The organism is Tianxiuia mixotrophica, from assembly GCF_050596425.1.
Classification (GTDB): domain Bacteria; phylum Bacillota; class Clostridia; order Peptostreptococcales; family Acidaminobacteraceae.
Genome location: NZ_CP192292.1, coordinates 404,449 through 416,649 on the forward strand (window position 1 = coordinate 404,449; position 12,201 = coordinate 416,649).

Here is a 12,201-nt window from a genome sequence, read left to right on the forward strand (position 1 = left end):
TTGTTTTAGAAAATAGAGGTTATTATGATCAGACTGTCTCAAATCAAGCTGTCTCTTGATGAGGATAAATCAGCACTAAATAAAAAGATAAGCAAAATGCTCAAGATACCAACTCAAGATATAGTCAAGTACCGAATTTACAAGGAATCCATAGATGCGCGCAAGGGCCAGGTAAAGAAGGTCTACACAATTGATGTTGCGGTAAAGAATGAAGAGCGTGTGCTTTCTAGGAATAAAAAGCTTCAACAGGCACCAGATTTAGAATATAAGAAGGTGGAAAGTGGTCAAGAAACATTAATTGGACGACCAGTGGTTGTCGGTTTTGGACCAGCAGGCATGTTTGCAGCACTCCTCCTTTCGGAAATGGGATATAAGCCTCTAGTGGTCGAACGTGGACAAGATGTCGATGCTCGAACTCAGACGGTGAACACATTTTGGAAAACAGGTCAACTCTGTGAAGAATCCAATGTGCAGTTTGGTGAGGGAGGCGCAGGCTCATTCTCTGATGGCAAACTTACGACGCGTATTAAGGATTTAAGATGTAGAAAAGTATTAGAAGCCCTTGTGGAAGCGGGGGCACCAGAAGAAATTCTATATAAAAACAAACCTCATATAGGCACAGATAAGCTCAAGCCAACCGTTAAAAACATCCGTAAAAGGATCGAGCAAAATGGTGGAGAAATACGATTTAATACAAGGCTAGATGATATTAAGATTGAAAACAATGAAATTGTGGGTCTTATTCTGTCAGATGGTCAGGCCATAGCAACAAATGCGCTTGTTTTAGCTATAGGACATAGTTCTAGAGACACGTTTGAAATGCTAAAAAGAAAAGCGGTGCCTATGCAGGCCAAGCCATTTGCTGTTGGTGTTCGTATTGAACATCCACAGGATATGATTGACCGGGTTCAGTATTCCAGCGAAACGAGGCCACAAGGTCTAGGTGCCGCAGAGTATAAACTGACCCATCAAACAGAAAGTGGTCGAGGGGTGTATACATTCTGCATGTGCCCAGGTGGGCTTGTGGTTGCGTCCTCTTCTGAAAAAAATGGCCTTGTGGTCAACGGAATGAGTGAATATGCCAGGGATAAGCAAAATGCCAACAGTGCCCTTCTTGTTTCAGTGACACCAGAGGATTTTCCATCAGACGATCCACTATCGGGCGTTGCCTTCCAAAGGATGCTTGAAAGAAAGGCTTTTGATATAGCTGGAGGCGATTACAAGGCACCGGTTCAGCGTGTGGATGACTTCCTAGAAGGCAATAAAACAAAGATAGAAGATCTTGGAGATATTAAGCCAACATATACACCAGGCGTTATGGGTGTAAACATGCTAGATATTTTTCCTGAATTTATAATAGATGCCATGCGTGAGGGGATTCTCGCCATGGACAAGAAGTTGGATGGGTTTGCCCGCGGTGATGCAGTCCTTACTGGGGTTGAGTCGAGAAGTTCATCGCCTGTGAGAATTCATAGAAAAGAAGACAGCCTAGAGTCAACTGAAGTAAGTGGACTCTATCCATGTGGAGAAGGCGCAGGGTATGCAGGTGGAATTATGTCCTCAGCGGTGGATGGCATTAAAGTGGCAGAACAGATAATAATGAAATTTAGTAATAAAATATAGTCAAGAAGACAATTCAAAGGGAATAAAAAGGTTGAAAACCGGTGATTCATTGCTATAAGCAATAATTACCGGTTGTTTTTTACATAAAAATACATTAATTAAATTGTTAAAATGCAAACAATTCAGAATATTGCAAGTTAATTATTGAAATGAAGGATGGAAACCGCTAAAATTATAGCGGGTGTTATTAAAAAAATTGAATAGCATAAGTAAGTTATTGCATGCGGTCTAAGAAAACGTTTGTCTGAAATATAACAAGGAAAAGTCTGAAAAATGTGAAATATTCTATTGTCATACTTGCAAGGGTGTGCTAAAATTTTAAGAAATTATTACAAACTGTTAACAAGATACAGTTTGTCAAAAATGCATATTTAGATGGATGGGCCATCTGAATATAGAATTGATATGTAAGGGGGAAATAATTATCATGGAGAACAATAATGTTCAACGTGACGGCTTTTCGTCGAAATTGGGGATCATAGCAGCGGCAGCCGGATCGGCAATCGGTCTAGGGAACATATGGAAGTTCCCATACATCACCGGTATTTATGGTGGTGCAGCATTTATTCTTGTTTATCTTGTTTGTATCGCACTTATTGGCCTACCTGTTATGCTTTCTGAATTTGTTATTGGACGTAGAGCGCAAAAAAATGCCATTGGATCATTCCATAAGCTGGCGCCTAAAACACCTTGGTTTGCAACAGGGTGGTTGGGTTTTGCAGCGGCATTCGTCATTCTATCATTTTACGGTGTCGTTGCGGGTTGGACGCTGGATTATGTGTTTAAAGCTATTATGAATGCATTTGCAGGTCAGTCGCCAGAACAACTTGGGGATATGTTTGGTGGTCTGATAACAAGTAGTTTTGCTCCAATTGCATAGCAGTGGGTCTTCATGGCTGCGACTGCAGCGGTTATCCTTGGTGGTGTTAAAGACGGTATTGAAAAATACGCAAAAATTCTTATGCCTTTGCTATTGGTTATTATTTTTGTGCTGGACATCAGAGCCGTTACACTCCCTGGCGCAAGCGAAGGTATTTCCTTCTTATTCCAACCTGATTTTGCAAAAGTGACACCAGAAGCTGTTATGTCAGCACTTGGTCATGCCTTTTTCTCATTATCACTTGGTATGGGTACAATGATCACATACGGATCGTACATTAGCAAGAAAGAAGATTTAAGTGTTACAGCCCTTCAGGTTACTATTGCTGATACAGGCATCGCCCTTCTAGCAGGTCTTGCAATATTCCCTGCAGTCTTTGCATTTGGTATTGAACCTGGCGCGGGTCCTGGTCTTGTATTCATAACACTTCCAAACGTGTTTAATCAAATGCCTGGCGGATACTTCTTTGGTATTCTATTCTTTGTACTTCTTGCTGTTGCAGCCTTAACTTCATCTATATCAATCCTTGAAGTTGTGGTTGCATATTTTGCAGAAGACCTCAACATGGATCGAAAGAAAGCCACAATTCTAGCAACTGTTGCCATCACACTTCTGGGTTCAGTGCAGTCGCTTTCAAACGGTATGCTTAGTCATATTCAGATTCCTTTCCTAAATCAAGGTTCAATGAATTTTATGGATTGGATGGTTCTGCTTTCAGACCATATGCTTCCGGTCGGAGGTCTATTCATTTCCCTCTTTGTTGGCTGGAAGATGGCAAAAGGAGATGTCGTGGACGAAGTTACAAATGGAGGCGTGCTGGAAGAAAAAACTTGGACAAACATCTATCTGGTGCTTACAAAGTATGTTGCTCCAGTTGGTATTATCGCAGTTATAGCAAATATGCTAGGATTCTTCGGCTAATAGAGTTAACTAATATTAGAGACAATAGAAATATACTGGGAACAGTATAAAAAACTTAAACCTGACAATCTAAAAGCATGTATACACGGGGAGACTGTTAATTCACAGTCTCCCCATTTTAATTTTATTGATGGATCTAGCAATGCACTTAAAAAGTCATGTATAGGAGAATCCACTGAAAACAGTATTAAAAGCTTTCGGCATACGTGGTTTGGCGAGCAATAGCTGTTTGCAATAGACGTGATATCAGCTTCAATAAGTTGGGCTATAAAGATTAACAAGAGCGGTGGCAACACTGGGTGGCAAAAAAGAGAAAAAGGACCAACCGAAGTCAGCCCTCTTTCAGGGTAAATATATAATGAGTATTAGGGTTAGCGTTATTTAGCGAGAACTAAATTTTAAATTTAGTGATCTCTTCACAGTAACTGCACGCGTATTCGAGTTCACCATTTCTTGACACAAGATCGAAGGTTGGTTCACAGTAGACGTCGTGGTTTGTGATACATCTTGGGTTTTTACATTCGAAAAGTCCAGTGATTTTTTCAGGGATAGAAACCTTTTGCTTATCTATAAGTTTTCCTGAACGAATGATGTTTACAGTGATGTTCTCATCGATTAAGCCAAGGGCTTCTAAGTCCACATCAAATCTATTTTCAATTTTGATAATGTCTTTACGTCCAAGTAGGCCACTTTCTACATTCATAACAAGAACCACAGGGTAGTCAGTCTGTTCAGAAAAAAGTTTGTTAAAAACCTTGATGCCGTTGCCTGATGTAATATGATCAAGAACGATGCCGTTATCAATACCTTTAACCTCTAGCATATGGGCCCACCTCCAGTAATTTTGTAATTAAAGCCATTCTTACATACACACCCATGCGCGACTGCTCAAAGTATACAGCGCGTGGATCCTCATCCACATCGTAGTCAATTTCATTGACACGTGGTAGAGGGTGCATAATAATCATGTCATCCTTAGCCGTTTTTAGCTTGCTCTTTGTAAAAATGTAGGAATTTTTTAGTTTCAGGTAGTCTTCTTCGTTAAAGAAACGTTCCTTTTGAATGCGTGTCATATAAAGAATATCGATTTGATCAATAACTTCTTCGACATAGCGCACTTCCTCAATTTCAACATCGTATAAACGTTTAAGCTGCTTTTTTAAAGACTCAGGCAGTTGCAGTTCTTCTGGAGATATTAGGATGAATTTCTTTGTACCAAAGCGTGCCAAAGTGCGGATGAGCGAATGCACCGTTCGGCCGTATTTTAAGTCACCACAAAATGCCACAGTGTGACCTTCGATGGCGCCTTTATAACGCTTAATTGTAATTAGATCAGTCAGCGTTTGCGTTGGATGCTGATGTCCACCATCGCCGCCGTTGATAATTGGTACTTCAGAATAATGAGAAGCAAGTTTTGGAGCGCCTTCTTTTGGGTGGCGCATTACGATAATGTCAGAGTAAAAACCCATAACGCGGATTGTGTCCGCTAGACTTTCTCCTTTTTTAGCTGAGCTCGTGTTTGCATCAGCAAAGCCAATCAGTTGGCCACCAAGTCTTAGCATTGCAGAATCAAAGCTGAACTTTGTTCGTGTGCTTGGTTCGAAAAACAGAGATGCCATGATTTTATTCTGACATACATTTGAATAGTCGCCAGGATTCTCCCACATTTTTAGGCCAAGATCAACCAGGTCGTTGATCTCGTCTACACTGAGATCCTCCGGCTCAATAAGATGACGGATATTTTCCATTCAATTTTCCTCCTTTTTGACTTCACTGAATCAATTTAAAGGTATAAAAAAGCCTTCTTCCCGCGTACAGAAAGAAGGCATATGACCTTTACACATATACAACAACCTTCTCAACCTCTCGGGCCAAGTTAAAGGGCTTATGATGTTGGCTACATCGTAACACAAAAGAAAATATACAGCAAGCAAAAAAATCAATCAAATATCTAAAAAATTCTTGAGGGACAACTCTTTTTTCTGCTCCAGAAGTTTCCCTTCATCTAAGGCAAGTATAAAAATTGGTCACTTACTGTGAAATAAAAAAGATTCAAAAAAGAATAGGTCTTATAACTTGACAGTTTTATAAGACTTGTGATACCTTTAATAAAACTTTAGACGATGCCTTTAAACTGGGTACGAGAGACCTGTAAGGCTTGGACAAACAGAATTGAACCTGCCGGTGGTAGGTGTCAAATCTGTAAATTATTATGTCAACAAGCCGTTACGATCCGTCGTAATGGCTTTTATTTTTGCAAACGAATCTAAATTAGGGTTAGATTGGTCAGGAGGCGTATTATGCGTACACTCATCAAAAATGGCACGGTGGTTGATCCATCTCAGAACCTGTGGGAAGTTATGGATGTGCTTATTGAAAAGGGCACCATTAAAGCCATTGAAAAGAACATTCAACCAGAAAAAACGGATAGGATAATTGATGCGACAGAAATGATTGTAACACCAGGATTTGTAGATGCCCACGTTCATCTTCGAGAACCTGGCTTCACACAAAAGGAAGATTTGATAACAGGCACGCGTGGCGCTTTAAAAGGTGGCGTCACATCTCTCGTATGCATGCCCAATACAAATCCGGTGATGGACAGTCTAGAGGCTGTCATGGAACTGCAAAAGGGAATTCAAAATAAGGCATTTGTCAAAGTTTATGTAACAGGAGCAATATCTAAAGGGCTACAAGGCGTTGAAGCGGCAGAATCAGAAGCGATTCTTAAAGCAGGCGCTGTTGCACTTACGGATGATGGTAGAACCACTCTTGACACATCACTTATGACAGATGCTTTTTTACTAGCTAAAAAACATAAGGCACTGGTGATGACGCATAGTGAGGACCATGAGTTGACATCTGAGAATAGGACAGAGCCAAGTCCAGTCATTGCAGAGTCAGCAATTGTCAGAAGGGACATTGAACTGGCAGCCGAAGTCGGTGGGCCCCTTCATGTATCCCATGTCAGCACAAAAGAGGCACTTGAAGCCATTAAAGAAGCCAAGGCACGTGGAGAAGATGTCACATGCGAGGTTGAACCACACCATTTGGTTCTGTCTGAAGAAAACTGTGATCCAGCTTCAGCTGCATACAAGGTCAACCCGCCTATAAGAAGTGAAATAGATCGTCGAGCTATGGTAGAAGGTCTAAAAAATGGAACGGTGGATATGATTGCTACAGATCATGCGCCTCATGAACTTACCACAAAAGTTGGCAGTTATGAAAAGGCATCCTACGGATTTAGTGGCATTGAAACTGCATTTTCTATCTGCTATACAAAACTTGTTAAAAGCAAGGAAATAAATTTGGATCAGCTCGTTGAACTCATGACAAGCAAACCAGCTATGAGACTAGGACTTCCTGTTGGGAGTCTAAAAATAGGAACAAGCGCTGATGTTAATATAATTGATTTGAATAAAGAATACACAATTGAGCCAGAATCATTTGAAACAAAGGGTAAAAACACACCTTTTAAAGGATGGAAGGTTTATGGACAAGTCACACACGTGTTTGTAAATGGCGAGTGGAAACTAAAAGGAGGCAAGGTTAATGATTAACTTAATATCAGAAATCAAGCGTAAGAAGAGTGCAGTGGTTGTGGGACTTGATCCAAGGGTGGATCAGCTTCCAAAAGAAATTCGAGATAAGCACAATCTTCAGTCTGACCCCTCGGCTACAAACATTGCAGCTGCAATCTTTGACTTTAATAAAGGCATTATTGATGCAGTGGCAGACTATGTGCCAGCGGTTAAACCACAGATAGCCTTCTATGAAGTTTATGGGTCAGCTGGCTATGAAGCTTATGAAAAAACTGTGAAATATGCCAGCGAAAAAAATCTCTATGTTATTGGTGACGTAAAAAGAGGTGACATAGGATCCACATGTGATGCTTATGCAAAGGCACATTATGAGCACATTCCGACAGATGCCATTACGGTCAATGCCTATCTGGGAGAAGATGGGGTCAAGCCATTCTTAAAATACACACGGAGCGCTGGCAAGGGTATGTTTATCCTGGTAAAAACATCGAATCCGTCATCAGGGCAGTTACAAGACCGGAAAATTGATGATGTACCCGTGTATGTTCAAATGGCAAGATTGGTCAAGTCTTGGGGAGACGATTTTGTGGATGAGTCTGGCTACACACCTGTTGGTGCTGTGGTTGGCGCCACATATCCAGAGGAACTTGAAACACTTAGAAAAGAACTTCCTAATGCATATTTTCTCATCCCGGGATACGGCGCTCAAGGCGGCGGAGGCAAAGATGTTGTAGGCGGATTTAACAGCGATGGACTCGGTGCACTTGTCAATTCCTCAAGAGGTATTATCTTTGCATACGAAAAAACTGGGGAGGCTTATCAGGAAGCGGCTAGAAAAGCAGTGATAAAGATGAATGAAGATATTAACACTGCCCTTGAAGAAGCAGGAAAGAAATACTGGTAATTTCAAATAGTAATTTTCAAGTCAGTGAAAAATAAGGGGTTAGATCATGAAAAAGTATGCAAAAGAGACATGGATTTTATCATGTGACATGATTGAAACAGATATTTGTAAGATCATTGTAGAAAATCCATATCCAGAAGTAGGCATTAAGGCAGGTCAGTTCTTTGGAATTATGCCGTCTGGAAGATCAAACAAACTTCTAAGACGACCAATAAGTGTTTGTGAGTGTGATGAAAATACAATCACATTTCTAATTAAAGTTCTCGGAGAAGGCACGGATGAACTTTCAAAGCTTAAAGCAGGGGAAAAATTAGACATTATGGGTCCGCTGGGCAATGGTTTTGATGTGGATGGTTCTAAAAAGGCTCTTGTTGTTGGTGGAGGCATTGGAACGGCACCACTGGTTCAACTTTTAAGTGAACTGGAAAATCAGGGACAAAGAAATGTCAGAACACTTCTCGGTTATAAAGAGCGACCCTATGGACTGGACCTGTTTGGCAAGCATACCAACAACTTGCTAACATCTTCAGAAACTCTGGCAATGCCACACAAAGGTTATGTTACAGAGTTTATGCTAGAGGCCTTAAAAACGGAAGTGTACGAGATGGTATATGCATGTGGACCCGAACCTATGCTGAATTGTATACAGGCGGTTTGTAATGAACTGAATGTACCTGTCCAGTTATCTATAGAAGAAAGAATGGCCTGTGGTATTGGCGCCTGCCTCGTATGTACATGTAAGGTACACTCTGACAAGGATGATGAAGGCTACGATAATGTAAGGACATGTAAAGAAGGTCCCGTATTTCTAGGAACTGAGGTGATATTCCATGACTAAAGTGAATATGAGTGTTGACTTAAATGGTTTAAAGCTCCATAATCCAATCACTGTAGCATCAGGAACATTTGGTTTTGGTAGAGAGTATGCGGACTTTATTGACTTAAATGATATAGGTGCAATATCGGTAAAAGGTCTTACTTTAAAGAAGAAAAAAGGAAATCCATCACCAAGACTTGCAGAAACCCCTATGGGAATCATCAATTCGGTTGGTCTTCAAAATCCAGGTGTGGATGTATTTATCAAAGAGGAAATTCCATTTTTAAGACAGTTTAAGACAAAGATTATAGCCAATGCCAACGGAAACAGTGTAGAAGAATATATTGAGATCGTGGAAATCCTGAGTGACGCGGATGTAGACTCAATAGAGCTGAATATATCCTGTCCTAATGTAAAAGAGGGGGGCATGGCTTTTGGTACAAATCCTGAGATGGTAAAAAAAGTTGTTTCACAAGTCCGCAAGGTATGTAAAAAGCATCTGATTGTTAAACTCAGTCCGAATGTAACGAACATAGGTGAAATTGCAAAAATTGTAGAAGCAGAAGGCGCAGATGCGGTTTCATTGATTAACACATTAACAGGCATGGCTATCGACATACACACGTTTAAACCGATTATTGCAAATAGAATAGGTGGCGTTTCTGGACCAGCAGTTAAACCAGTTGCGCTAAAAATGGTTCATGATGTATCACGAAGTGTCAAGATCCCTGTACTTGGGATGGGTGGTATATCAAATTCTGAAGACGCTGCAGAGTTTCTATTGGCTGGTGCAACGGCTGTGGCTGTCGGTACAGCAAACTTTAAAAATCCATATGTATGTAAAGAAGTTCTGGATGGATTACACACTTATATGAAAGAAAAAAAATTCACTTGTATAGAAGATATTCAAAAAGCTTTTAGATAATTCCCCTTACCTACGATAAGCAGATGACTTTATGACTGTCTCCGAATGGAATCTATCCATTCTAGAAAGAGTTTCATGATTTCATATATAAGCGTTTTTAATAAAGCGGGATTGGTTTTAAAGAAATATTGAGGATATAAGACGTTTTAAAATTAAAATAACCAGTGATTTCAGATATAGGATTCTGGATAACTGGTTATTTTTTTGGAGTTTCCATAGAAAATCCAATTGTCAGAATAATACAACAGCCGGATGCCCCAATATATCGATTAAATATTGGGTAAAGGCGGGGGAGAAACCACAATATATAGTGGTTTTAAGGGGCACAAAAACCGATTTTGTAAAAAAGGGAAAAAGTTATTGAAAAAGCGTTGACATGCTTAGCAAAATGATGGTAGTATATACGAGTCGCCAACACGACACGCACAAATCAAGAAATGCTCGAGACACTGATGGCTACTTAATTGGACAACAATTGTACGACCAAACATCTCGAAAAAAACTTGAAAAAAGTGCTTGACTCGAATCACATGAAATGTTATGATGATTGAGTCGCCGGTTGAAAGCGACAAACGAAAAATCAACATTGAATAAACACAAAACAAGTTGATTTCGGTCTTTGAAAATTAAACAGTATAGAATTATAACACGTTCAATTCTTTACCGCATCAAGACAAGGTCTAGATGCAAAACAATTGATTCGAAACGGATATAATGATAACAATAATTAGTCAGCATATCTGAGACGGACAAAACAATTTGAAACATTTTTTCAAAGAGTTTGATCCTGGCTCAGGATGAACGCTGGCGGCGTGCTTAACACATGCAAGTCGAGCGAGAAGCTTTTGACGGATCCTTCGGGTGACGGATGGAGTGGAAAGCGGCGGACGGGTGAGTAACGCGTGGGCAACCTGCCCTGTACAGAGGGATAGCCACTGGAAACGGTGATTAATACCTCATAAGACCACAGTGCTGCATAGCACAGGGGTAAAAACTCTGGTGGTACAGGATGGGCCCGCGTCTGATTAGCTAGTTGGTAAGGTAACGGCTTACCAAGGCGACGATCAGTAGCCGACCTGAGAGGGTGATCGGCCACACTGGAACTGAGACACGGTCCAGACTCCTACGGGAGGCAGCAGTGGGGAATATTGCACAATGGGCGAAAGCCTGATGCAGCAACGCCGCGTGAACGATGAAGGCCTTCGGGTTGTAAAGTTCTTTTCTTGGAGAAGAAAATTTGACGGTATCCAAGGAATAAGCCCCGGCTAACTACGTGCCAGCAGCCGCGGTAATACGTAGGGGGCAAGCGTTATCCGGAATCACTGGGCGTAAAGGGAGTGTAGGCGGTCAAGCAAGTCAGGGGTGAAAGGCATCGGCTCAACCGATGTAAGCCTTTGAAACTGTTTGACTTGAGTGCAGGAGAGGTAAGTGGAATTCCTAGTGTAGCGGTGAAATGCGTAGATATTAGGAGGAACACCAGTGGCGAAGGCGACTTACTGGACTGTAACTGACGCTGAGGCTCGAAAGCGTGGGGAGCGAACAGGATTAGATACCCTGGTAGTCCACGCCGTAAACGATGAATACTAGGTGTCTGGGGTCGAACCTAGGTGCCGCAGCTAACGCATTAAGTATTCCGCCTGGGGAGTACGCACGCAAGTGTGAAACTCAAAGGAATTGACGGGGACCCGCACAAGCAGCGGAGCATGTGGTTTAATTCGAAGCAACGCGAAGAACCTTACCAGGTCTTGACATACAGATGACCGGTCCTTAGCCGGACCTTTCCTTCGGGACATCTGATACAGGTGGTGCATGGTTGTCGTCAGCTCGTGTCGTGAGATGTTGGGTTAAGTCCCGCAACGAGCGCAACCCTTATTTTTAGTTGCCATCAGTTAGGCTGGGCACTCTAAAGAGACTGCCGTGGACAACACGGAGGAAGGTGGGGATGACGTCAAATCATCATGCCCCTTATGATCTGGGCTACACACGTGCTACAATGGTCGGTACAACGGGCAGCGAAGGGGTGACCTGGAGCAAATCCTATAAAGCCGATCTCAGTTCGGATTGCAGGCTGCAACTCGCCTGCATGAAGTTGGAGTTGCTAGTAATCGTGGATCAGAATGCCGCGGTGAATGCGTTCCCGGGTCTTGTACACACCGCCCGTCACACCATGGAAGCTGGGGGCGCCCGAAGCCCGTGATCCAACCCCTTGTGGGAGGAAGCGGTCGAAGGTGAAATCAGTGACTAGGGTGAAGTCGTAACAAGGTAGCCGTATCGGAAGGTGCGGCTGGATCACCTCCTTTCTAAGGAGAACGTACTCTATACTGTTTAATTTTGAGAGACTAAAATCTCTTACAAATGCACTGCGAGCAGATTTTTGCACCTACCAACGAGTTAAGGCGCGTATCTGATACGAACCTAACCTTTTGGTGAGATGCGTAGATATGTTAGCGAACCATTTGAATAAAGTGGGGGTATAGCTCAGTTGGGAGAGCACCTGCCTTGCACGCAGGGGGTCGCAAGTTCGAATCTTGTTACCTCCACCACTAGCCTATTCAAGGCACAATTCTTCTGAAAGTTGGGAAGAATTTT

Annotated in this window: 9 protein-coding genes, 1 tRNA gene and 1 rRNA gene; 9 read left to right on the forward strand and 2 right to left on the reverse strand. The window is 41.8% G+C overall.

Annotation, left to right across the window (positions count from 1 at the left end):
* Positions 1 to 24 precede the first annotated feature (24 nt).
* The 3 genes from ACQ4KW_RS01900 to ACQ4KW_RS01910 all read left to right on the forward strand — a co-directional run bounded on the left by ACQ4KW_RS01900 (position 25) and on the right by ACQ4KW_RS01910 (position 3,424).
* The gene (locus tag ACQ4KW_RS01900) at positions 25 to 1,623 is read left to right on the forward strand and encodes an NAD(P)/FAD-dependent oxidoreductase (protein WP_430884861.1); all 1,599 of its coding nucleotides are present in this window, start codon (positions 25 to 27) and stop codon (positions 1,621 to 1,623) included.
* 427 nt (positions 1,624 to 2,050) lie between these two features.
* On the forward strand, positions 2,051 to 2,503 hold the full coding sequence (locus ACQ4KW_RS01905; RefSeq protein WP_430884862.1) for a hypothetical protein: 453 nt from the start codon (positions 2,051 to 2,053) through the stop codon (positions 2,501 to 2,503).
* Between the two features lie 12 nt (positions 2,504 to 2,515).
* Positions 2,516 to 3,424, forward strand: a complete 909-nt coding sequence (locus ACQ4KW_RS01910; protein ID WP_430884863.1) for a sodium-dependent transporter — start codon at positions 2,516 to 2,518, stop codon at positions 3,422 to 3,424.
* A 391-nt stretch (positions 3,425 to 3,815) separates the two neighbouring features.
* Here the strand turns inward: ACQ4KW_RS01910 and ACQ4KW_RS01915 are convergent, their stop codons facing one another.
* The gene (locus tag ACQ4KW_RS01915; protein ID WP_430884864.1) at positions 3,816 to 4,247 is read right to left on the reverse strand and encodes an aspartate carbamoyltransferase regulatory subunit; all 432 of its coding nucleotides are present in this window, start codon (positions 4,245 to 4,247) and stop codon (positions 3,816 to 3,818) included.
* Positions 4,234 to 5,172 (reverse strand): aspartate carbamoyltransferase, encoded by a 939-nt coding sequence (gene pyrB, locus ACQ4KW_RS01920; protein WP_430884865.1) that lies wholly within the window; start codon positions 5,170 to 5,172, stop codon positions 4,234 to 4,236. Before pyrB ends, ACQ4KW_RS01915 begins: the two co-directional genes overlap by 14 nt.
* A gap of 552 nt (positions 5,173 to 5,724) precedes the next feature.
* Here pyrB and ACQ4KW_RS01925 point away from each other — a divergent pair.
* The 6 genes from ACQ4KW_RS01925 (at position 5,725) to ACQ4KW_RS01950 (ending at position 12,155) form a co-directional block, all read left to right on the forward strand.
* Positions 5,725 to 6,984, forward strand: a complete 1,260-nt coding sequence (locus ACQ4KW_RS01925; protein ID WP_430884866.1) for a dihydroorotase — start codon at positions 5,725 to 5,727, stop codon at positions 6,982 to 6,984.
* Entirely contained in the window at positions 6,977 to 7,870 is an 894-nt protein-coding gene (gene pyrF, locus ACQ4KW_RS01930) for an orotidine-5'-phosphate decarboxylase (protein WP_430884867.1), read from the forward strand. Before ACQ4KW_RS01925 ends, pyrF begins: the two co-directional genes overlap by 8 nt.
* A gap of 46 nt (positions 7,871 to 7,916) precedes the next feature.
* Positions 7,917 to 8,708: a dihydroorotate dehydrogenase electron transfer subunit gene (locus tag ACQ4KW_RS01935; RefSeq protein ID WP_430884868.1), complete on the forward strand. Its 792-nt coding sequence runs from the start codon at positions 7,917 to 7,919 to the stop codon at positions 8,706 to 8,708.
* A complete protein-coding gene (locus ACQ4KW_RS01940) occupies positions 8,701 to 9,612 on the forward strand; it encodes a dihydroorotate dehydrogenase (RefSeq protein ID WP_430884869.1) in 912 nt (303 codons plus the stop codon). The genes ACQ4KW_RS01935 and ACQ4KW_RS01940 overlap by 8 nt, the downstream gene beginning before the upstream one ends.
* A 769-nt stretch (positions 9,613 to 10,381) precedes the next feature.
* A 16S ribosomal RNA gene (locus tag ACQ4KW_RS01945) occupies positions 10,382 to 11,912 on the forward strand.
* A 167-nt stretch (positions 11,913 to 12,079) separates the two neighbouring features.
* A tRNA-Ala gene (locus tag ACQ4KW_RS01950) sits at positions 12,080 to 12,155 on the forward strand.
* Positions 12,156 to 12,201 lie beyond the last annotated feature (46 nt).

What these genes read in the sequence shown, in the direction of transcription:
- ACQ4KW_RS01900 (WP_430884861.1), top strand. Translation starts at nt 25, where the DNA reads ATGATCAGACTGTCTCAAATCAAGCTGTCTCTTGATGAGGATAAATCA.
- ACQ4KW_RS01905 (WP_430884862.1), top strand. Translation starts at nt 2,051, where the DNA reads ATGGAGAACAATAATGTTCAACGTGACGGCTTTTCGTCGAAATTGGGG.
- ACQ4KW_RS01910 (WP_430884863.1), top strand. Translation starts at nt 2,516, where the DNA reads ATGGCTGCGACTGCAGCGGTTATCCTTGGTGGTGTTAAAGACGGTATT.
- ACQ4KW_RS01915 (WP_430884864.1), bottom strand. Translation starts at nt 4,247, where the DNA reads ATGCTAGAGGTTAAAGGTATTGATAACGGCATCGTTCTTGATCATATT.
- pyrB (WP_430884865.1), bottom strand. Translation starts at nt 5,172, where the DNA reads ATGGAAAATATCCGTCATCTTATTGAGCCGGAGGATCTCAGTGTAGAC.
- ACQ4KW_RS01925 (WP_430884866.1), top strand. Translation starts at nt 5,725, where the DNA reads ATGCGTACACTCATCAAAAATGGCACGGTGGTTGATCCATCTCAGAAC.
- pyrF (WP_430884867.1), top strand. Translation starts at nt 6,977, where the DNA reads ATGATTAACTTAATATCAGAAATCAAGCGTAAGAAGAGTGCAGTGGTT.
- ACQ4KW_RS01935 (WP_430884868.1), top strand. Translation starts at nt 7,917, where the DNA reads ATGAAAAAGTATGCAAAAGAGACATGGATTTTATCATGTGACATGATT.
- ACQ4KW_RS01940 (WP_430884869.1), top strand. Translation starts at nt 8,701, where the DNA reads ATGACTAAAGTGAATATGAGTGTTGACTTAAATGGTTTAAAGCTCCAT.